The organism is Pseudomonas sp. K2I15, from assembly GCF_002204795.1.
Lineage (GTDB): Bacteria > Pseudomonadota > Gammaproteobacteria > Pseudomonadales > Pseudomonadaceae > Aquipseudomonas.
Genome location: NZ_NIXO01000041.1, coordinates 25,725 through 48,517, shown reverse-complemented (window position 1 = coordinate 48,517; position 22,793 = coordinate 25,725). Strand labels below are relative to the sequence as shown.

The 22,793-nt window shown below is 60.8% G+C and carries 15 protein-coding genes; 1 reads left to right on the top strand and 14 read right to left on the bottom strand.

Annotated elements, in window-relative coordinates:
* Positions 1–72 precede the first annotated feature (72 nt).
* Both CEC48_RS21825 and CEC48_RS21820 read right to left on the bottom strand, forming a co-directional pair.
* Positions 73–1,293: a methyl-accepting chemotaxis protein gene (locus CEC48_RS21825; protein WP_371917780.1), complete on the bottom strand. Its 1,221-nt coding sequence runs from the start codon at positions 1,291–1,293 to the stop codon at positions 73–75.
* A gap of 620 nt (positions 1,294–1,913) precedes the next feature.
* Complete coding sequence (locus tag CEC48_RS21820; RefSeq protein ID WP_010173153.1) at positions 1,914–2,318, bottom strand: TraR/DksA C4-type zinc finger protein; 405 nt, start codon at positions 2,316–2,318, stop codon at positions 1,914–1,916.
* A 382-nt stretch (positions 2,319–2,700) separates the two neighbouring features.
* Between CEC48_RS21820 and CEC48_RS21815 the strand changes: the two genes are divergently transcribed.
* A complete protein-coding gene (locus tag CEC48_RS21815) occupies positions 2,701–7,383 on the top strand; it encodes a dermonecrotic toxin domain-containing protein (RefSeq protein WP_088425631.1) in 4,683 nt (1,560 codons plus the stop codon).
* A 48-nt stretch (positions 7,384–7,431) separates the two neighbouring features.
* On the opposite strand, the gene CEC48_RS21810 is transcribed toward CEC48_RS21815, so the two are convergent.
* The 12 genes from CEC48_RS21810 to iolC form a co-directional block, all read right to left on the bottom strand.
* Positions 7,432–8,469, bottom strand: coding sequence for an ABC transporter permease (locus CEC48_RS21810; RefSeq protein ID WP_088425630.1), 1,038 nt, complete (start codon positions 8,467–8,469; stop codon positions 7,432–7,434).
* A 60-nt stretch (positions 8,470–8,529) separates the two neighbouring features.
* On the bottom strand, positions 8,530–10,089 hold the full coding sequence (locus CEC48_RS21805) for a sugar ABC transporter ATP-binding protein (RefSeq protein ID WP_088425629.1): 1,560 nt from the start codon (positions 10,087–10,089) through the stop codon (positions 8,530–8,532).
* Positions 10,090–10,152: 63 nt separating this feature from the next.
* Positions 10,153–11,088, bottom strand: coding sequence for a sugar ABC transporter substrate-binding protein (locus tag CEC48_RS21800; RefSeq protein ID WP_088425628.1), 936 nt, complete (start codon positions 11,086–11,088; stop codon positions 10,153–10,155).
* 365 nt (positions 11,089–11,453) lie between these two features.
* Positions 11,454–12,494, bottom strand: a complete 1,041-nt coding sequence (locus tag CEC48_RS21790; RefSeq protein ID WP_088425626.1) for a Gfo/Idh/MocA family oxidoreductase — start codon at positions 12,492–12,494, stop codon at positions 11,454–11,456.
* Between the two features lie 131 nt (positions 12,495–12,625).
* A complete protein-coding gene (locus tag CEC48_RS21785; protein ID WP_088425625.1) occupies positions 12,626–13,486 on the bottom strand; it encodes a sugar phosphate isomerase/epimerase family protein in 861 nt (286 codons plus the stop codon).
* 142 nt (positions 13,487–13,628) lie between these two features.
* Complete coding sequence (locus CEC48_RS21780) at positions 13,629–14,639, bottom strand: Gfo/Idh/MocA family protein (protein ID WP_088425624.1); 1,011 nt, start codon at positions 14,637–14,639, stop codon at positions 13,629–13,631.
* 19 nt (positions 14,640–14,658) lie between these two features.
* Entirely contained in the window at positions 14,659–16,590 is a 1,932-nt protein-coding gene (gene iolD, locus CEC48_RS21775; RefSeq protein ID WP_088425623.1) for a 3D-(3,5/4)-trihydroxycyclohexane-1,2-dione acylhydrolase (decyclizing), read from the bottom strand.
* 10 nt (positions 16,591–16,600) lie between these two features.
* On the bottom strand, positions 16,601–17,416 hold the full coding sequence (locus CEC48_RS21770; protein ID WP_088425622.1) for a TIM barrel protein: 816 nt from the start codon (positions 17,414–17,416) through the stop codon (positions 16,601–16,603).
* A 25-nt stretch (positions 17,417–17,441) separates the two neighbouring features.
* Positions 17,442–18,944, bottom strand: coding sequence for a CoA-acylating methylmalonate-semialdehyde dehydrogenase (locus tag CEC48_RS21765; protein WP_088425621.1), 1,503 nt, complete (start codon positions 18,942–18,944; stop codon positions 17,442–17,444).
* 25 nt (positions 18,945–18,969) lie between these two features.
* On the bottom strand, positions 18,970–19,764 hold the full coding sequence (gene iolB / locus CEC48_RS21760; RefSeq protein ID WP_088425620.1) for a 5-deoxy-glucuronate isomerase: 795 nt from the start codon (positions 19,762–19,764) through the stop codon (positions 18,970–18,972).
* Positions 19,761–20,654 carry a myo-inosose-2 dehydratase gene (gene iolE / locus CEC48_RS21755; RefSeq protein WP_088425619.1) on the bottom strand — a complete coding sequence of 298 codons (894 nt, stop codon included), beginning with the start codon at positions 20,652–20,654 and terminating at the stop codon, positions 19,761–19,763. Before iolE ends, iolB begins: the two co-directional genes overlap by 4 nt.
* Positions 20,655–20,817: 163 nt before the next feature.
* Positions 20,818–22,755 (bottom strand): 5-dehydro-2-deoxygluconokinase, encoded by a 1,938-nt coding sequence (iolC, locus tag CEC48_RS21750; protein ID WP_088425618.1) that lies wholly within the window; start codon positions 22,753–22,755, stop codon positions 20,818–20,820.
* Positions 22,756–22,793 lie beyond the last annotated feature (38 nt).

Below are 22,793 nucleotides of genomic sequence, written 5' to 3'. Positions count from 1 at the left end.
TTTCCTCCAGTTGGAAAAAGCTATCCCCGGAATAGCTCCCTTGCATAACCTGCAACAATCGCCCTCGATAAATCAGCGGCCCTCGGGTTTGTAGCCCAGGCGCAAGCCCCCCCAATGCCGGCCCTTGACCGTAATCGGCACCGACAAGTCATGCATCAGCTCGCCAGTATCGCGAGTGTAGGTTTGCAGCAACACCGCCTGCTGGTGGCTGCCACACCGAATGCCGGTGCGGTCTTCGAACTTACGCTTGGTGCGGTTTTGTACCGCGTCCACCTGGGCATCGCCGGTCAATGTTTGGGAAAACACCTTGTTGTGGGTCGGCACATAACCCTGTTGCGTGCAGGCAATTGCGAACACCAGCCCCTCATGTCGGGGCAATAAAGCTTCCTGAATGGCCGGCAGCACCTGGTCGGTGTAGCCGTCGAAACGCGTGTGATATTTGCTCGGCCGAGTGTTGGGAATGGGTGTGTAGCTGCGGTCGAACAGGTCATCGAGGCTGATTCGGTTTTGCAGCACGTCGGCTTCAAACTGCGCGGCGATACGGCTCGCCCCTTCGCGGGCCAGGTCATAGATGCGCTGGTGGTAGTCGTCCAGGCCGACTTCGGCGAGGCGCTCGCTGATGGTTTCGGCCTGCCCTTCCATTTGTATCGCGGCGGCGGCCAGCTGTTGGGTCTGCTGGTCACTGATAGTCAAATCACTGCGCATCTGCTCCACGGCATGGAACAGGCTGTCGAGTTGGGTGCGGTTGGTGTCGGCGCCTTGGGCGATTTCATGGACTTGCCCTTCCACATCCGCCGCCAGGGTGGCAATGCTCTCCAGTTGCTCACCGGCGTGCTCCACCTGTTCTACACCGGATTGCAAATCCACCGACAGTTGGCGGATCTGCTCCACCACCTGTGCGGTACGCTGTTGAATGTCCGCCACCATCACCCCGACTTCATCGGTGGCCGTGGCGGTTCGCCCGGCCAGGCCGCGCACTTCGTCGGCGACGACCGCAAACCCGCGACCATGCTCACCGGCCCGCGCCGCTTCAATCGCTGCGTTCAAGGCCAGCAGGTTGGTCTGGCTGGCGATCGACTGGATCACCAGGGTGACGCGCTGGATTTCTTCGCTGCGCTGGCTCAAGGCCTCGATCAATTGGCGGCTGTCGTTGGCACGCTGGCTGAGCTGATGCATGCGGGTGATCGATTGCGCCAGTACCTCACGCCCTTCGGTACTGCGCTGATGCGCCTGGCTGGCAGCGCCGAGGGCCTGGCGGCTCAGTTGCGAGGTGACCTTCTCGGTGCCAATCATCACTTCTGCACTGCTGACGATCTGCCTGGCCGCGCTTAATTGTGATTGCAACCTGGCCGCCAGCTGCTTGACCGAATAGGCCACGCCTGCGGCAGACAGCGCGTTATGGCTGGTGGTGTATGAGAGGTCGCGGGTCAGCTCGCCGATGGCATCGGTGGCTTCGGACGGTGCAACGCTTTGGGTGCGATATTTCAGGCGGGGCAGCCAGATCAGCAGCAAAGCCACCGGCAGGCACAGGTAAATCGAGAGTTGGGCGAACGCCAGGCCCAGCAGCAACAGCACCAGGGCGGTACTTTGCAGGAGCGGCGTCAACCAGCCGGGCAACTGTCGCGTCACCGTTGGTGGTGACACTGCTGCACCCATGAGAGATCCGTCTCCAGCCATGTTCGTTACCCCGCTGCTTGTCGTTATTTTGACTGCATTAGACGCCACTACGTAGCCATTATCCATGGGCCTTTAGTGGGGGGCTTGCAGCAGATCAATAGACAGGGGTAATACGGGCGAAATCTTATGTAGGAGCAAGCTTGCTCGCGAAGAACCTGAGAGCACCGTTGGGTATCAGGTTTCCCGCGTTATCGTTAACGACCTTCGCGAGCAAGCTCGCTCCTACAAGGACGGCATCAGGCTTGACGCTGGTGCTTGTCGATTTGCTCGTGGCGCTCTTGCGCTTCGATGCAGTACTTGGTGGTAGGGCTGATCAGCAGGCGCTTGAGGCCGATAGGCTCGCCGCTGTCATCGCACCAGCCGAAGGAGTCTTCCTTGATACGACCCAGGGCCTGCTCAAGTTGCGGCAGCATGCGCTGGTCGCGGTCGATGGCATTGACCAGCCAGGTACGCTCTTCTTCGACAGAAGCAGCGTCAGCCGGGTCAGCCGGGGTGTCCAGGCTTTCAATGGCGATGCGGTTCTGCTCGATGCGCTCGTGGTGTTCCACCTTCATGTCTTGCAACAACTGCTCAAAAAAAGCGTGCTGCTCGGCATTCATGTAGTCATCCGCCGGCATGGCCAGCAACTTTTCCTTTGTCATTGATTTCTCTATAAAAAATACGTGCATTAAGGCGAATAAGGGAGCGTTCCGGTAAGCCCTTGCAGGTCTCGGAAAGGCGCCGTCCATTTCAAGCGCCACCCGGCACTCAATTTACGAGGGGCGGCAGTCTAAGGCCGAGTTGAGGGCTCAGCAACTGAAATGACAGGCATTTTTTCCAAGATAACCCCCAAAAGCACCAGGACGGGCTCGGCGAACGGTCATCGGAGTGCGTTTATAGCAAGAAATTCAGTGTTGTGGAGCTATATAGAAGACAAACGGTTGAATCAGGCCATCAATTAGCCGGCAATAGGTAAGTACCCCCTGGCAGGAATCAGCACCGGTATAGATAGAGGCACCCCGTTTTTTGAAATAAGGATGCTTCATGCCTATCAACCTTAGCGCTGCTGCCAGAACGGTCAGCGCACAATTCGCCTCAAGACCGACGCTGGAAATCATCACCCGGCAACACCTCGCCGAGTTGATCAAGCAACGCTATCCAACGCTCTCAATCGACCTGTCCCACACCCAAGTGGCCACGCCCCATCCGGAGGGTGGCTGGACATTGCGCCCCCTGATGCCCGGCGTGCTGGGCTTTCTCGGCACCGGCACCGCGCTGGACCTGAGTGACCGTCACGGCCAGTCGTGCTTCTTGAGCGACGCCCCACCGGCCCGTCTCAAGCTGCCAGCGTCCGACGCCAACCACCTTGAGATGAGCGTCATCGACGGCTTGATCCAGGCGCTGCCGCTGACCTTGCCCCTCGCGCTGCAAGATGCCCTGGCCACTTACTGGTGGGAAGCGGCCGATACCGGCGTCACACGTTGGCGCTGGCTTGCCGATGTGCTGGCGGACAACCTCAGAATCGCTGCCATCAGCCAGCCGCTCCTGGAGGCGCCAGCGCGGGAAATGCTGGAGCAGCTTCTCAACTGCCCCGACCGCGACGAACGACTCAGCCGCTACGGTGCCGACACGGTGCATGCCTATTGCCCACAGGTGACGCTCAAGGGTGCAGCACAGACGCACACCGTACTGAGCCCGCAACTGCTCCTGGCGCAAGCAACCAATGGCAGCACACGGGTTTTATCGTGCAGGCCTGGCGGTCGCGTTGAGCGCTTTTCCTCTATGGACAGTTGCCTCGACACCTGGGGCCATCAGATCGCGCGGCCTTACCTGATTGAACAGGTCACCGCCCAACGCGTAGAGCCGGACGGCAACATTTTCGACACCCTCGCGGCGCTGATACTCAACCAGCAATTGGAAGACCTCGGCGCCCTCACCCTGCCCGCCCGTACGGGTTTGAATACACTGCGAGCGCTGTGCCTGGAGATCAGCGACCCCTCCGGCTATTTTCTGAATGCATCACCGCCGCCCTCCGACGCCCTGAACTCACTGCGCGGGCAAATGCCCGTGTGGTTGCAGAACGCGCCTGCCACCGACCGGATAAGCTACGGCCGCTACAGCCTCGCACTGGCCAGCGCAAAAAAGCGCAGCAACGGCCGTACCTACCTCAGCGACATTCCCGACATCCGCACCTTCACCACCGATGCACTGCTGCAACAGCTCAAGCGCGACGAAATCAGGTTCGATAACGTAACGCCCGGGCAGTCCAAAGCCGCGCAGTTTCATCCCGACGACCTGCAACTCACGTTCACCGTGGCCGCCGGCTACCCGGGAGGCGCGGGTTTCGTGGAACAGGTTCCAATGAGCCTCACCGACCTGGCAATCAAAAACCTGCAAGGCCAGCCCCACGGCCAGCTCACGGTAAAACACCGCCACGCCCATGCCCTGCCTACCTGGCTGACGCCCGACTACATCAACGCTCGGGGAGGCCTGATCGAACAGGTCGACATCGGTAAAAACTATCCCGCCTTGCTCAATACGCAGCTACTGGGTGACAGCGACCAGGCACGCCTGCGCGCCATACGTTTTGCCGAGCAAACCGTCGTGCAGTTGCCGCTGCTGGCACTTGAGCTGAGCCTTAAGGGTGAAAACGGCGTGTCCCACCTCGGCGCTCGCTACATCGCCGCGTTAATGGGCGAGCAGGCCAGGGACCGCCAGGTCGATGGCCAAGTGATCGTGATTCGCCCGTTGGCCCTGCGGCGTAAACCGCAGGCCACCCCGGATGTGGTGAACAGCATGTACATCATTGAACCGGAGAATGCCCTCGCCGGCCCGCATATCCTTTACCGGCCGTTATACCCCGAGATGCTCAGGCAATTCGCCACCCGCGAGGCGTTGCTGAATGCCATCGCCAGCCCTGGCGAGTTACAAGCCAGCGTATTGACCTGGCTAACCGACGGGGCCAGGCCGATTTATGACAACGGAGGGTTCCAGGAGCCTCATTACCCGCGCTTTGGCATGGGCGACGAATTCAGCGTGCCAGACGTTCCGAAACCTGCCGAACTGGCCACAGATGGCATCGGCGAAGAGCTGCTGCAATTTTTGTCCAACGGCCAATTGATGCAGTACTTATATGGCTGCAATGCGCGCGCGCTGGTTGATCAGGCGGACCGCGAATCGGTTTCCAACCATCAGAGCCGCTGGGGTGTACTGCTTGAAGGGGCCGGCCTGCTGTTCAACACACTGCTGCTGCCACTGGCCCGCGGACCACTGATGCTCACCGGCTGGCTGCTGAGCCTGATGAGCAGCGCCAGCCACGATATCCCGGCCCTCAACAGCGACGACCCGGTGACCCGGGAGCAGGCGCTGGTAGACCTGCTGCTCAACGTGGGAATGCTCCTGGTGCATCTGGCTCCTACGACCGCCCAGCCCGCCGTGCCACTGAGTGAAGAGGTCAAACAGCAAGCCCTGCGCACAACGATCGCCCGCCGCCCTGCCGAGCAATGGCCGTCACCTGCTGCCCCCGATATCCGTCAAGGCCCGGTCGCCCTGGAAAGCGACGGGAATTCGGTGTTCGATTTCGGATTTTCCAGCGCCCGCAATCAACTCACCTCCAGCCAGCGTGCTCGACTGTCGCGCTTCAACGCCCCCAGGCCCGAGCCATTGCCACCGCCGGAAGCACACGGTCTGCGCCAAGGGCTGTACCGGCACTTGGATGACTGGTACGCCCTGGTCGAAAACCAGTGGTATCTGGTGAACGTAGCACGCGATGCCAGCACCATGATTGTCGACCCCATCGACCGCAGGCGGCTGGGGCCGTTGCTGAAAACCGATGGCCAGGGTAACTGGTCGCTGGACTTGCGCCTGCGCCTGAGCGGGGGCATGCCCCGCCAACGCGTTACCGCCGAACTGAAGCGCCAGGCCGACAGGAGAAGGCAGCTTGATGAGGAGTACGACCTGTTTTTCGACGGCCAGCAAGCCGCGCAGAAAAAGGTCGACGACGCTGAAATGCTGATGAACCTCGCGGCGAACCAACCCAACTACTCCAACGCTGCCAGGGCGAGTACCCGCAAAGCCTTCCACAGGGCGCTGCAAAGCCAGCTGGAGGATTACCAGAAAATACTCGACAGCCTTGGCGAACGCGACAAATTGAATATCCCGCTGCCGAGTGCCGTCGGCGCGTCACTGCTGAGCAACAGCATCAATAACGCGCGCAAAGTGGTGGTGATCGCCGATAGGGACCGCCAGGCGTTAAATACCGCGAACCCGCGCTTCATTCGCGAAGACGCCGAACAGATAAACGCCGTGCTCGCCAACCAAGCCGGTTTTGTCCAATTCCTCAAGGACACCAGTGAGATCAATGAACGCCAGATAGACGCCCTGGAACTCACTGATAAATCGCTGCTTGAGCTGTACAAACTGGGCCGCCCCGGCCGGGAAGAATACAACCGCCTGACACTCAACCGCGCGCCGGAGTTGCGTGCCCTTTCGGTCAAATACTCTCAGTTGAAAAACCTGTTGTATTTGAGCATCAAGATATGGGGCTACGGCGCTTCCAAGGAACTGGGCTCGGTGGTTGAGCCCCTGCATTCTCAAGTACAGACCCACGCTGAACTCAATACCTTTGACCTGACCCCTGAAGATCGCCTGACGGTGCTCGACAGCCTGTCCCAACGCTACGGCCAGGCGCTGGACGCCCTGCAAGGCATGGCCATGGTGCATGCCGGCGACCTGCACATGGAGTATTTTCAACGCATACAAAAACTGCTGGAGGCACTTTACCAGGACGTTGTTCAACAATTGGCCCGAGAGGTCAAGCCTGAGCCCTCCTCCACGATTCGGCCCCCCAAGCGGCACCTTGCGGTCGCGGGCAGCCCGCAGAAAAAAGTCATCAAGACCCGTCGGCGCGGCACATTGATCGGCGACTTGAAACCCGCGAGCAGTACATTGCCGATCGAGGTCGTCGAGGTCCGCTCCGAACGGGACAACCAGTTGCTGGGCACCTACTCACAACACGGCGACCAATGGGACGAAATCCGCGAGGAACATCCCGCTGCGCCGCAGCCTGCGCCACGCACACGCGCATTGAACCTGGTCAAGGGTTACGCGCGTAAATTGCTCAAGGAACTCGCCCCGACCCTCAATCGCGAGGAAGGTTATGCACGGGTTTCCAGATTTCCGATTGAGGTCGAGGAGAGCCTGCAAAAAGAAGCCAATCGCTTCACTGAATTGGCCGACGAGCTTGACCGAGCTATTCAGGCACAGCCCGTAGCAGCAAGGTTACCCGCTGACCAAATACTGCTTGGCGACATGCGCAGAGCGGCAACGGAATTGACCACCAAAGGCCAAAGCTTGCGCGTCCAGCGGACACTGGAGCTGCCGCCGACCGACAGCCATGTCACCTACCTGCTCCAGCAAAATCGCGTGCAACTGGCCAGGCTGGGCTCACGCATCGCAATGGTCGGTGACCGGCAGGATTTCATCCAGGAATATGCGATCAATCATCAGGGCGGCGCGCCTTTGTGGTACGCGCACTTTCACTACCCGTTGGTTACAACCGCAAAAAATGACTACACCGTGGCCCACCTGAAAACCCAGGCCCAACGCAAACAGAGTTATTACTCGCTGCTGGCCAAGGCTCAGAACCCGCACATGATCGTCGATATCCACTACGGCAAAATCACCCGCGACACGGCGCAACTGCACTTCCTGCCCCTGGCCCCATAAACGGCAAAAGGGGGACATTACGTCCCCCTTTTGCTCAGGTTTCACCGCTCAGCGCTTGAGCTTGCGCTTGTTGCGATACTGGTCGATCACCACCGCCACCACGATGATCAGGCCCTTGATGATGTCCTGGATGTACGCATCCACGCCGACGAAGGTAAACCCGCTGGCCATCACCCCGAGGATCAAGGCGCCGATCACGGTGCCGGTGATGCGCCCTACGCCGCCCGCCAGGCTGGTGCCGCCGATTACCGCTGCGGCAATCGCGTCCAGCTCATACGACATGCCCATGCCCGCCTGCCCGGTTGCCGCCCGTGCCGAGGCCACCACACCCGCCAGGCCTGCGAGCAAGCCGGCAATGCTGTAGACGATGATCAGGTGACGCTTGACGTTGATGCCAGAGGTGCGCGCCGCCTGCATGTTGCCGCCGATGGCGTAGGTGTATTTGCCGTACTTGGTGTAGCGCAGCGCGATATGGAAGATCACCGCCACCACCAGGAAGATCACCACCGGCATCGCACCATGGCCGATCGCCGTGTAGGAATCCGAGAGCATGCTCACCGGCTGGCCTTCGGTGTAATAACGCGCCAGGCCACGGGCCGAAACCATCATGCCGAGGGTCGCAATAAACGGTGGAATCCCGGTGACCGCGATAATACTGCCGTTGATTGCCCCCGCCAGCAGCCCCACACCCAACCCCATCGCTACCGGTATCCACACCGGCAAGTCAGTCAGGGATGGAAACACCGCACGAGAAAAGTCAGACGTCTGCGCCAGGCTGGCGGCGATCATCGCCGACAAGGCCAGCACCGAGCCCGAGGACAAATCGATACCGGTGGTGATGATCACCTGGGTCACGCCAATCGCCAGCAGGCCGATGATCGATACTTGCAGGATCATCAACACCAGGCGCTGGGAGTTCATCAGGAAGCTCTGGTCGCGCACGATCCAGCCGAACAACTCAAACACCAGGCCGATGCCAATCAGCACCAGCAGGATGCTCAGCTCGGTGGGCATGCGTCGACGGTGCTTGACCGGCGCCGTGGCGGGCTTCTTTTCCTCGGGTTTGCTTTCCAGTATCGCGTTCATAACCACTCACCTTTTTTTATCGCGTTGCGTCGGCCGCAACGGGCCGGCGCCGTTTATTCGTTAGTGGACCGCCGTCATACCGGAAGCCAGTTGCATGACTTTTTCCTGGGTCGCATCCGCACGGTCCAGGGTGCCCATCAGGTCGCCTTCGTGCATCACCATCACCCGGTCGCTCATGCCCAGCACCTCCGGCAGCTCCGAGGAAATCATGATCACGGCCATGCCTTCGCTGGCCAGGTAGGAAATCAGCCGGTAGATCTCGGCCTTGGCGCCTACGTCGATGCCACGGGTGGGTTCGTCGAGGATCAACAAACGCGGGTTGGTCATCAACCACCGGGCCAACAGGGCTTTTTGCTGGTTGCCACCAGACAAGGTGTCGATGCACTGCTCCAGCGACGGGGTTTTCACCCGCAGTTTGGTGCACATGTCTTCACACAGCGCACGCAGGGCTTTTTGCTGGATAAAGCCGTTGCCGGAGTAATGCGGCAGCACGGCCATTTCCATGTTTTCGAGCACCGACAGGCAGGGGAACAGGCCGCTGAGCTTGCGGTCTTCGGTCAGCAGCGCGAAGCCCTTCTCGATCGCCATGTGCGGGTCGGTAATGCGCACGGTCTTGCCGTCCAGCTGGATCTCGCCGCCGGAGCTTGGGGTGATGCCAAAAATGGTTTCGGCCACGTTGGTACGGCCAGAGCCCATCAACCCCGCGATGCCGAGAATCTCCCCGGCGTGCAGGTCAAACGACACGCCCTGGAATACGCCGTCCAGGCGCAGGTCGCGCACCGACAGCAGCAGCTTGCCGATGGGCTTGTCCCGCACCGGGAACAGCTGGCTCAGCTCACGCCCCACCATCATCGAGATCAGGCTGTCGCTGTTCATGCTGTCGGCCCGCTGCAGGCCGATATAGGCGCCATCGCGGAACACCGCCACTTCATCGGCGATGGCGAACACTTCGTTCATTTTATGGGTGATGTAGATGATGCCTTTGCCCTGGGACTTGAGGTCGGCAATGATCGAAAACAGGTGGGCCACTTCCTTGTCGGTAATGGCTGAGGTCGGTTCATCCATGATCAGGATGTCGGAGTCATAGGACACCGCCTTGGCAATCTCGACCATCTGCCGCTCGGCGATGCTCAGGTTGCCGACGTGTTCTTCCGGGTCGAGGTTGATCCGCAGCCGCGCCAGCAACTCGGCGGTGCAGCGGTGCATTTCCCGATGGTTGATCATGTGCAGGCCGTTGAGCTGTTCGCGGCCGATCCAGATGTTCTCGGCGATGCTCATGTGCGGCATCAGGTTGAGTTCCTGGTGGATCATCGCGATCCCCGCCTTCTGCGCCGCCAACGGTGTTTCGAATTTGATCGGCTTGCCACGCAAGCGGATTTCACCGGCGTCGGGTTGATAGATGCCGGCAATGATCTTCATCAACGTCGACTTGCCCGCGCCGTTCTCACCCATCAGCGCCAGCACCGAACCGGGGCGCACCCGCAGCTGCACATCGGCCAGGGCCACGACGCCGGGAAAGCCTTTGCTGATGTTGGAGATTTCCAGCAGGTAGGGCTCGGCCAGCCCGTCAGGCTGGGGGCCCGGCAGCGGGGCTTGCGAAGCAGTCGCTTGAGCAAACATATCGGGTACTCCGTCAGCAGGGCCGCCGTGGCTGCCCTGCCGGTTTATTGTTGTTATTAAGGGCTACTTGAAGTCTTTGACGTTGTCCGGGGTGATCAGCTTGAACGGGATCACCACGTTCTGCTCCACCGCCTCGTGCTTGGCCATCTTGCGTGCCGCTTCCACCGAACCCACCGCTTGGCCATTGGCATCCTGGAAGGCCGACGCGGCCATGTCACCCTTGGTAATCGCGTTCAAACCGTCCGGCGTGCCATCAACCCCCGCAATCAACACGGTGCCCGGCTTGGTGCCCGCCGACTTCAAGGCCATGGACGCACCGATCGCCATCTCGTCGTTGTTGGCCAGCACCGCGTTGAATTCGCGGCCCTGGGTCAGCCAGTCATTGACCAGGGTCATGCCCTTGTCACGCAGCCAGACACCGGTCTGCTCCTGCTCGATGGTGATGCCCGGGTATTTGGCCAACACTTCCTTCACACCCTTGGTGCGGTTGGTGGTGGAGTTGTTCGCCAGGTCACCCAGCAGGATCACAATCTTGCCCTTGCCGCCGAGCTTTTCAGCGATGTACTGCATTTGCAACTGGCCGGCCTCGACGTCATTGGAGGTCACCGCCACGATGCCCTTGGGCAGATCTTTCTGGTCGGGACGGCGGTTGACGTACACCAGCGGAATGCCCGCTGCGAGAGCGGCCTTGCTGATATTGGCGGTAGACGCGGTGTCGACCGGGTTGACGATGATGGCGTCGACTTTCTGACTGATAAAGTTCTCGACCTGGCTCAATTGCTTGACCACATCGGCGCGGGCGTCTTCGAACTGCAGTTGTACGCCGTCACCCTTGGGGTAGGACTTGGCTTGCTTGTCCATGTCCTCACGCAGGTAGGTCAGGAAGGTGTCATCGAACGCCGACATGCTCACGCCCACCTTGATATCGGCGGCCGTGGCGAAACCACTGGCGAGCATCATGGACAGGGCCAGCGCGGTAAAACGGATCGGGGTCTTCATGAACGGTCTGTCTCCAATTTCTTGTTGGTTTTGTGGACGTTGCGTTTTTCAGAGCGAAGCTGTCGGCAGTCGAACGATCGGCGCCCCCGGAATGCAGCACACCAGGGAACCCTTGCTTTCGACGCACAGGACATTCAGGAGGGAAAAGTAAAACGGCCGGGCGCGGGGCAGACCGCGAGGCTTGAGGGCAGGACGTAAAATTCGCAGTACAGCGTTGAAGATTTTCATCTGACGGTACCTGGTTGTTTTGATCTTGTTTTTGTCGAGTCGCCCGAATCGAGTCCGAACGTACTTTATGCAACCTGGAATGACTTTATTGGAAAATAATTTCCATATCAACTTATTTTAGAATTTTATTCTATTTTTCATCCTTGGCTTTCCACGGTGTGCATTTCCACCACCTGCCGGCGCTCGGAACTGAGACGCGCCGCGTCGAGTACACGGGTGGTTTGCAGCGCATCCCGGGCATCCACCGGCAACGGACCATGGCCTTCCACCGCGCTTTGCAGCTGACTGTAGAACTGGTTCCAGCGGCCCTTTTCCGACGGGACCCGCTCGCGCTCCTCGCCTTGCTCGAACCAGCCCCAACGTCGGTGCTCTTCGGCGCCCCAGTGCTCGCCTTCGGTTTTCGGGGTTTTGCCGGCCATCAGCAAGTCTTCCTGGCCGTCCAGCCCTTCGACGGTGTAGCAACCGGCCGTGCCATTGACCCGAAAACGCGGGGCCTGGCTGTTTTGCAGGGCACTGCCCCACAGGTGCGAAATCACCCCGTTGGCGTGGGTCAGCGATACAAAGAAGCCGTGGTCGACGTTGGGCTCATCTGCGGTGTAGTGCAATTGCGCGAACACCCGCTCCACCGGGCCGAACAGCTGCATGGCCTGGTCCACCAGATGGCTGCCCAGGTCACGCAGGAACCCGCCGCCGCTGGCATTGCCCACAGCTTCAGGCTTGAAGCGTTCCACCCGGGATTCAAACCGGGTGATGGTGCCCAGGGCACCGGCATCGATCAGCTTGCGCAGGGTCAGGAAATCCGAGTCCCAGCGCCGGTTCTGGTAGACGCTGAGCAGCACGCCCTGGCGTTCGGCGGCGGTAATCAGGGCCTGGGCCTGTTCGGCGTTACTGGCGAAGGGTTTGTCGCTGACCACCGCCACACCGTGTTCGATGGCTTCCAAGACCAGCGCGGGGCGGCCCTTGAGGGTGGTGGAGATCACCAGGGCATCGACGCCGGCCTCGACGATCTGGCCGATGGTATCGAAGGCTTTTACGCCGGGATGCTCAGCGGCCAATTGCAGGCGACGCTCGGGTGAACGGGTGACGACGCCCACAAAGGTCGCCCCCGGCAGGCTGGCAATCAGCGGTGCGTGAAAAAATCGGCCACCGTGGCCGTATCCAACCAGTCCGATTCGCATACAGATACTCCTTGGTTAATTGTGGCGAGGGAGCTTGCTCCCGTTCGGCTGCGTAGCAGTCGCAAGCTTTTGGGGGCGCTTCGCACCCCAGCGGGAGCAAGCTCCCTCGCCACAGAGCAAGCCACAACGATCTAACAGCAAAGTTCGCGGGTGACCCGCTCCAGCATCATCCGGTTGGACTCATCCGGCCGGTCTTCCCAGGCAAACACCGACACTGTGGCGATGCCGTCGAACTTGATTTCCCGCAGGGTGTCGAAAAACGCATCCCAGTTCACCTCGCCCTGGCCGATGTCCAGGTGCTGGTGCACGGTGGCGGTCACACCCGGCGGGTTGACGATGTAGCGCAGGTTGGACGACGCCCGGTGGTTATAGGTATCGGCGATGATCAAGTGGCTGAGCTTGGAGCCTGCGTACTTGAGCATCGAGGCGATATCGCCCTTGCCGTCGTCGTAGAAAAAAGTGTGCGGCGCCGCGTAGAGGTAATTGATCCAGTCGCGGTCGAGGCCACGAATGATATCGACCGACTCGTTGTTGCGCTCGCAGAAGTCATACGGGTGCGCCTGGATATCCAGCTTGACGCCTTCGCGTTCGAACTCCGGCATCAATTCGTCCATAGAGCGCATGAACTGGTTTTCGCAGACCAGCGGGTTGTCGGACTGGCCGGTAAATTCAGTGTTGACCAGCTCGCAGTCCATTTCCACGGCGATCTGGATCGCGCGCTTCCAGTTGCGTACGGCGGCAACGCGCAGGCCTTCGTCGGCGGCGGCCCAGTGGTACATGGGCAACAAGGAGGAGAGTTGCACGCCGGCGTCGCTCAGGGCCTTGCGAAATTCCTTGATGCGCGCCCGGTCAACCCGGGCGGCCTTGTAGAACGGCAGGAAGTCTTCACGGGGTGAGAGTTCGATGTGCTGGTAGCCGAGTTCGGCGGCCTTGTCGACCATCTGGCCGAGGGGCAGGTGGCGGTACATGTAGGGGTCTAATGCGATGCGCATGCTTGAGATCTCCCGAATTTGATGCAGGAACTCGGTCAAATGTGGGAGCGGGCTTGCTCGCGAAGGCGGCGGGTCAGTCGATGCAAAGGTTGAATGAAAGCCCGCTCCCACACTGACTGCATTCCTTCAGTGAGGGTTGTGGTTAGCCGTAGAAATGTGGCCGCTCCGGCAAACCCACTTTCACAATCTGCCCACTGTTCTGCGCCTCGATACACGCATCCGCCGCCACCGCTGCCGCAAAACCATCCCACGCCGACGGCCCGCCTACCTGCCCTGCCCTCACACTATCGATAAACGCTTGCAGCTCAACGTCGTACGCCGCGATAAACCGGTCTTTCCAATCCATCAGAATCGCGTTCGACAGCTTGGCCCCGCTGCGCATCTGCACCTGGGACGGTTCCGGCAACTTGGCAATGCCAGTCTCCCCCACCACTTCACACTGAATGTCGTAGCCGTACTGGCAGTTCACAAACACTTCCACATCGATGCGCGTGCCCTTGGCGGTTTCCAGCAGCACGATCTGCGGATCACGCAAGTGCGCCAGCGCCTTGCTCGATTTGCGAGGGAACACCACCTGCACCGACACATAGTCATCGGCCAGCAACCAGCGCAACACATCCAGCTCGTGGATCAAGGTGTCGGTGATCGCCATGTCGGTCTTGTAGTTCTCACCCACCGTCGGGTTGCGGTGGGCGCAGTGCAGCATCAACGGCTCACCGATCTGGCCGCTGTCGATCACGGCTTTGAGGGCGCGATAACCCTCGTCATACGGGCGCATGAAGCCCACCTGTACCAGGCGCTTGCCGTGGGCCACTTCGGCCTCGACGATTTTGCGGCAGCCTTCGGCAGTCACTGCCAGCGGCTTCTCGCAGAACACCGGTTTGCCGGCGGCAATCGCGGCCAGCACGAACTCTTCGTGGCTCGGGCCCCAGGAGGTCACCAGGATCGCCTCGACTTGCGGCGAGTTGATCAGCGCGTGGCCGTCCGGGTAGACCTCGGCGGTGAGTTTCAGGTCAGCGACGACCTTGGCAGCTTGTTCAAGGTTGATGTCCGTCACGGCCACCACCTGGCTGTTGAGCAAGGTCTGGCTGCAACGACGAATATGGTCACGGCCAATGGCGCCAGTACCGATAACACCCAACTTCAAAGACATGGAAACACTCCTCTTGTTATTAGTACTGCCGGGCCTTGGCCAGGCGTTCATTGAGTTGTTTGGCCACCGCATCGGTGCGTTCGCTGGTGGACACCTGCGCCACACCGACACGCCACCACGACAGGTATTTGTGGATCATGGTTTTGGGCAGGACCTTGATATCAATCAGCGTCGACACCGTTTGCATGCGCGCATCGGCCAGCGCCGCCTGCAACTGCTCCACGGTGTTGACCTTATACGTCTTGCAGCCATAGGCCGCCGCGCTCATGGCGAAATCCACCGGCACAAAACCGCCGTCGAGCTTGCCGGTTTCAGGGTTACGGAACCGGAACTCGGTGCCGAAGCTGTCCATGCCGTGTTCCATCTGCAAATTGTTGATGCAGCCGAAGGTCATGTTGTCCAGCAGCACCACGTTGATCTTGCGCCGCTCCTGGATCGAGGTCGCCAGCTCCGAGTGCAGCATCATGTACGAGCCGTCGCCCACCAGCGCGTACACCTCGCGCTCAGGTTCGGCCAGCTTGACGCCCAGGGCCGCGTTAACTTCGTAGCCCATGCACGAATAACCGTATTCGACGTGGTAGGTGTTGACGCCCTTGCTGCGCCAGCTGCGCTGCAGGTCGCCGGGCAGGCTGCCAGCGGCGGCGACGATGATCGCGTCGTCGGCCAGGGTTTCGTTGAGCACACCGAGTACACGGCTTTGGGTCAGGCAGGAGCCGGTCAATTCGATGAATTCGCGCAGCACCGCCGGGTCCATGTGGTCGTTGATTTCCGGCACGAAGTTTTCGGTCTGGTATTCGGCCTGGTAGATGCGGTCGACTTCGGCGTCCAACTGCACCTTGGCATCCCGTGGTTGATCGCCCCAGCTGGAGCGGTAGTCGCCCAGCGCTTCGGCCAGTGCTTCCAGGCCCACTTTGGCATCCGCCAGCAATTGCACGCCATCAAGTTTCAGCGCATCACACGGGCTGATATTGAGGTTCAGAAATTGCACTTCAGGGTGTTTGAACAATGACTTCGACGACGTGGTGAAGTCGGTATAACGCGTGCCGATGCCAATGATCAGGTCGGCTTCCGGCGCCAGCAGGTTCGCTGCCAGGCAGCCGGTTTCACCCAGGCCGCCGAGGTTCAGTGGATGGCTGGAAACCACCGCGCTCTTGCCCGCCTGGGTTTCGGCGAAAGGAATGTCGAAGCGTTCGGCAAAGGCTTGCAACGCGGCATTCGCGCCGGAGTATTTGACCCCGCCGCCGCACACGATCAGTGGTTTTCGCTTGCCTTTGAACGCCGCTACGGCGTCGCCCAGCATCGCCTCGGTCGCCGGACGACGGTCAATACGGTGCACGCGTTTTTGCAGGAAGTAATCCGGGTAATCCCACGCTTCGCCTTGCACATCCTGCGGCAGGGCAAGAGTCACGGCGCCGGTTTCTGCAGGGTCGGTGAGCACACGCATGGCGTGGATCGCTGCCGTCATCAGCTGTTCCGGGCGGTTGATGCGGTCCCAGTATTTGCTGACCGCACGGAAGGCATCGTTGGTGCTGATGCTCAAATCGTGGAACTGCTCGATCTGTTGCAGCACCGGGTCCGGCTGGCGGCTGGCGTACACATCACCGGGCAACAGCAGCAACGGAATCCGGTTGGCGGTCGCGGTTGCCGCCGCGGTCAACATATTCGCCGCGCCCGGGCCAACCGAGGAGGAACACGCGTAAATCTTACGGCGCAAGTGCTGCTTGGCAAAACCAATCGCCGCGTGGGCCATGCCTTGCTCGTTGCGACCCTGATGCACCACCAGGTCGCCGCTGTCCTGCTCCAGGGCCTGGCCCAGGCCCAGCACATTGCCGTGGCCAAAAATCGTGAATATACCCGCGACAAATTTGCTCTGCACACCGTCGACTTCGATGTACTGGTTATCCAGAAACTTCACCAGGGCCTGGGCCATGGTCAATCGGGTTGTGGTCATGTGGTGCCCCTTATCGTTTCTGCAGGTGGGCGATGCTTGCGCCCAGCGCCTGCTTGATGTCCGCCAGGCCATGCACGCTTTCGGCAAATGGCTCAAACGACAGGTAACCGCTGTAGCCGGTGCTGAGCAAGGTGTCGATCTGTGCGGCATTGCCCAGAATGTCACCCTCGCCCACCAGCACGCGGTGACCGTCGCGGATCGAGTTCAGCGGCGCCTCGGCGTCTTCCACACCGGAGATGTGCACCAGCCCGGTCAGCTCGGGGAAAAACTCATGTTCGCTGGCCAAGTGGTGGTGAAAGGTGTCGTGCACCACGCGGAACACATCCAGCCCGCCAATGGCCTTGATCGCATCCACCGCCACTCGCTTGCGGCGCAGGGAGCATTCTTCAAAGCCCAGGGGCTCGACGAAACCGAGAATGCCGTACTCGCGCAGGATCGGCGCCAGTTCGCTCAAGGCAGTGCGCAAACCGGCTGCGCGCCGGGCTTCGTTGCGCGGGTCGGCGCGGTCGTTCAGCGGGCACATCACCAACGCCTGCGCGCCGCATTCGCGGGCATAGGCGGCCAACTTGATCGCCTGGGCACGGCGCTCGTCATTCCACACATCGAACGGGTACAGCGCGTTGATCGAGAGCACGGTGATGCAGTGCACCGCGCACAATTCGCGCACGCGGCTGGCAGGCGTGCCGTCTTCAATCTCGATGCCCTTGAGGTCGTTGCGAATCTCGATGGCGTCGCATTTGAGGGTCACCGCCAGCTGGATAAAGTCCGGCAGGGAAAGGCTGGGGGCGACCATGCGGTTCAGGGCAAAACGTAGAGGCGACTTCATTATTGTTGTGCTCCACACTTAAACATTACTTGGCGGTTGGCATGCTGAATTCAGGGCCCTTGGCGATGCTGTCGGGCCAGCGTTGCATAACGCTTTTGTAGCGGCTGTAGAAACGAATGCCTTCTTCGCCGTAGGCATGGTGGTCGCCGAACAGCGAGCGCTTCCAGCCACCAAACGAATGCCAGGCCATCGGCACCGGAATCGGCACGTTGATGCCGACCATACCGACCTTGATGTTGCGGGCAAACGCGCGGGCGATGCCACCATCGCTGGTAAAGCACGACACGCCGTTGCCGAACTCATGGGCGTTGATCAAGGCCACCGCGCTGGCGAAATCCGCCACCCGCACGATGCCCAGCACTGGCCCGAAAATCTCTTGCTGGTAGATGCTCATCTCGGTCGTGACGTTATCGAACAAGGTTGCGCCGACGAAGAAACCACCCTCCGCGCCCGGCACCTTGAAGCCACGACCGTCGACGATCAGCTTCGCGCCCTGAGCCACGCCCTGGTCGATAAAACCTTCGACCTTGGCCTTGTGTTCAGCGGTGACCAGCGGCCCCATTTCGCTGTCTTTCTGCATGCCGTTGCCGACCTTCAACTGGTCGATCCGTGGCAGCAGTTTTTCGATCAGCTTGTCACCGACATCGCCCACCACAACCGCAATCGAAATCGCCATGCAACGCTCGCCGGCCGAGCCGTACGCCGCGCCGATCAAGGCGTCAGCCGCCTGGTCCAGGTCGGCGTCGGGCATCACGATCATGTGGTTCTTCGCGCCGCCCAACGCCTGCACACGCTTGCCGCGCTGGGTGGCCTGCTGGTGAATGTACTCGGCAATCGGCGTGGAGCCGACAAACGAAATCGCTTCGATATCCGGGTGCTGCAACAGGCCGTCAACCGCGCTTTTGTCGCCCTGCACCACGTTGAACACACCGTCGGGCAGCCCGGCTTCGGTCAGCAGGCGGGCCATCAGCAAACTGGCGGACGGGTCACGCTCGGAAGGCTTGAGGATGAAGCAGTTACCGGTGGCCAACGCCAGCGGGATCATCCACAGCGGCACCATCACCGGGAAGTTGAACGGGGTAATGCCGGCGCACACGCCCAGCGGCTGGCGCAGGTTCCAGTTGTCGATGCCGCCGCCGATGTTGTCGCTGAAATCGGTTTTCAACAGGTTGGGTGCACCACAGGCGTACTCGACAATCTCGATGCCGCGGGTGACTTCGCCCTTGGCGTCGGAGAACACCTTGCCGTGTTCGCGACTGATGATTGCGGCCAGTTCATCGTGGTGCTGGTCGAGCAATTCCTTGAACTTGAACAGCACCCGTGAACGGCGCAAAGACGATTGTTCGGACCACGCCGGGAAGGCTTTCAGTGCCGAGGCCACGGCTTCATCGACGGTCTTCTGGCTGGCCAGCCCTACGCGGGCCTGGACTTCGCCAGTGGCCGGGTTGAACACATTGCTGAAGCGCTCGCTGGCGCTGTCCTGCACCTGGCCGTTGATGTAGTGGCCGATTACCGGGGCGTTGCTCATTGTTCTTGTTCTCCGTCGAAAGTGCTTAAAGATCCAGCAGCCAGCTGTGCTGCGGGTCGTTATGAAAATGCCAGGCGCGCTTGGGGCCGGCCATCACGTTCAGGTAGTAGGACTCGTAGCCATACGGCACGCTGACCGGGTGATAACCCTTGGGCACCACCACCAGGTCGCTGTTTTCCACGGCCATGGCCTGGTCGATGCTGCGGTCGTCGGTGTAGACGCGCTGGAACACAAAGCCCTGGGGCGGGTTGATCTGGTGGTAATAGGTTTCTTCGAGAAAGCTCTGGTGCGGCAAATCGTCGGTGTCGTGCTTGTGGGGCGGGTAGCTCGACGAGTGACCGGACGGCGTGCGCACCTCCACCACCAGCAGCGAATGAGCGGGCTCGCTGTCGGGCAGGATGTCGCACACATAGCGGGTGTTGGCGCCTTTGCCGCGTACGCTGCGCTTGCAGTGTTCGGGGCGGATCAGGCGTGGCGCCAGGCCCGCGTCAGTGGAACCGGGAGCCGCGCAGACGGCGATTTGCACGTCGCTGAGCGCGGTGACCTGGGCGTCGGTACCAGGCGGCAAGTAAGCGGCGAAGGGGGATTTGTCTTCGAAGACCGAGTGGCGATCGCCGAGGTTTTCCCAGTTGAAACCTTCACCCTGAATAGTCACCCGGCCGCTGAGCAGCACCAGGCACAGTTCTTTGTCACCGGCAGTCACGGGCAGGGTTTCGCCCAGGCTCAGGCGGTAGGCGGCGAAACCCACATATTCCAGGCGCCCCTCTTCCAGCGCGACCATGGTTTGCCCACGCTTGCTGCTTTTGACCAACAGGCTCATTGTCCGATCCTCTCATTGAGAAGAGCACGCAGCGTGTCGTAACCCTTCTTCGCATAGATGTAGCTCGGTGCCACCGCAGGATCCTGCTCAGCCTCCACCACCAGCCAGCCGTGGTAGTTGGCGGCCAGCAGCACGTCCAGCAGCGCCGCGAAGTCGATATCACCGTCGCCGGGCACGGTGAAGGTGCCGTTGACGATGCAGTCCGGGAAGCTCCACATCTGGTTGCGCGCCAGTTGCACCACCGGTTTGCGCACGTCCTTGAAGTGCACGTGGCATATGCGGTCGATGTGTTTGCGCAGCACCTCGATAGGTTCGCCGCCACCCATGTAGCAGTGACCCGAATCGAACAGCAGGCCGACTTCCGGGCCGGTGAGGCGCATCAGGGTGTCGATGTCTTGCGGGGATTCAACATAGGCGCCCATATGATGGTGGTACGCCAGGCGCACGCCCTGGGACAGGGTAAAGCGCGCCAGTTCGGTGAGCTTGTCGGCGTATTCCTGCCAGGCCTGTTCGCTGTGGAAGCGCGGGCGTTCGATCAGGCGTACCGGTGAGCCCTGGATCGAGTCGGCGACTTCGCCGTACACCAATACGGTGGCGCCGTTCTCGCGCAGCAGTTCGACGTGGCCGGCGATGGCCTCGATTTCTTGCGCCACCGAGCGCTGGGCCAGGCGGCTGGAGTACCAGCCGGAGACCAGTGCCAGGTCGTAGGGGCGCAATACATCGCCAACGCCTTTGGCGTCCTTGGGGAATTTACCGTTGAGTTCGAAGCCTTCGTAGCCGATGTCCTTGCCTTCGCTGAGGGCTGTGCTCAACGGCGTTTCGCCGCCCAGGGCCGGCAGGTCGTCGTTGCTCCAGGAGATCGGGTTGATGCCAATTCGGATAGCGGGCATGGCTGCACCTATTATTGTTTTTCAGAGTTGCCTGAGATCTGCTTTATGTGGGAGCTGGCTTGCCTGCGATAGCATCAACTCGGTCTATCTGTTAGACCGGGCCGCCTGCATCGCAGGCAAGCCAGCTCCCACATTTGATTGCATTCCAATCAACGACCGGCGGTTAACTTCGAGAGCTGCGCCAGGCATTGATCAATTGTTCGAATATGCCCTGCGCTTGTTGAATCAACCCCTCATCGTCAATCTCCCCCGCAAGCCATGCACGGCTTGGTTCCTGGAAGATCGTGCGGCCCACAGCGAAACCACGGCAGGTCTGGCTCTGGCTGGCTTGCCGGAAGCCATCGGCCAGGCATTCGGCGGAAGCGTTCAGGCCCAGCAGCACCACGCCCCGGCAGTAGGGATCGCGTTCCTGGATCAGCTCGTCGAGCTTTTTCCAGTCCGCGGCCGACTGCGTCTCGATCTTCCACCACGCCGGGTAGATGCCCAGGTTGTACAGGCGCTTGAGGCTGCGATAGAGCACGTCGGGGTAGCTGGACGGGTGATCCTTGGGCGGCACGACTTCCAGCAGCAGCTCATGACCGCTGACCAGGGACGCCTGGTACAAGCTCTTGAGTTGCGCTTCCTGTTCCAGGCGCAGCAGCGGCTCGTCGTCGGGGTGAAATTGCACCAGGCACTTGATGATCTGTTCCTGAGGCCAGGCGATCAGGTTGCTGCCCACTGAGCGACCGTGTTCAAAGACCAATGGCCGTGAGTTCTGGACTTCCACGGGACGGGCGATCCACCAGCCGCGACCGCTGGCAGCGTTCAGCGCGTCCTGGCCAAAGCGTTGATCGGCCAGAATCCCGACATCGGCCTCGACGCCCTGCTCGGCCAGTTTGCTTTCAACCCGTTCCACAGCCTGAATAAACAGTTGCTTGAGGGCGCTGATCCGCGCCAGGTCCTGGCCACCCTTTTGTGCCAGCTCTACCAACTGCCAGCGATGGTCGAAGGCAAACACAAACAGCTGCTTCCAGGCTTTGCGCGGCACACTGACCCGGTGCAGGCGTTGCAGCACGGCGTCCTGATCCGGGCGGGTAATCGGCACCGGGCTGTTGAACAGGTAATCGAGTTCGGCACGGGTCGGCATGGCCGGCGCGCAGGCATGGCGCGACACCACCAGGCCACCGCAGGCATTGGCCAGCTGGCAGCAGCGCTCGTCGCTGGCATCGATGAGCCAACCGCTGAGGAAACCGGACATAAAGGCATCACCGGCGCCCAAGACGTTAAGCACTTCCACCCGTACACCGGGATAGATGGCACCGTCTTCGAGACGCGCCGGGATGTCGCCGTGGACCACCGTGCAGCCTTGCGGGCCAAGCTTGACCACCAGGGTTGCCGAGGTCAGGCCGCGCACGGTGCGCAAAGCGGTGAGCAAATCTTCGCTGCCACCGGCAATCAGGAATTCTTCTTCGGTGCCGACGATCAGGTCAAAACGCGGAAGGATTTTTTGCACGTGCTGGCTGACATTCTGGTCGGCCACAAACCGGGTTTCGCCGTCGGCCTTGCCGGCCAGGCCCCAGAGCACAGGGCGGTAGTCGATATCGAGCACACGCTTGACGTTGTGCTTCTCGGCGTAGTCCAGGGCCTGGATGCTGGCCTTGTACACGCCGTCGGTGGAGAAGTGGGTGCCGGTGATCAGCAGCGCCTTGCTGGAAGCAATAAAGGCTTCGCTGATGTCTTCGGCGCGCAGGGCCATATCGGCGCAGTTCTCGCGGTAGAACACCAGCGGGAAGGTTTCGCGGTCCTTGAGGCCCAGCAGCACCATGGCAGTGAGGCGTTCCGGGTCGACCTTGATCCCGCTGACGTCGCAGCCTTCGCGGGCCAGGGATTCCAGCAGGAAACGTCCCATGTGGTCATCCCCCACCCGGCTCAACATCGCCGACCGCAGCCCCAGCCGCGCGGTACCGAACGCGATGTTGGCGGAGGAACCGCCGAGGTACTTGGCGAAGCTTGAGACGTCCTCCAGCCGTGCACCTACTTGTTGTGCGTAAAGGTCGACGCCCAGGCGTCCCAGGCAAATCAGATCCAATTGACGCCCACTGGCAAAACGAGTCTGGCCCATGCTGGCTCCTGTTATTTTTATCAGCCTGCGTGTGCCGT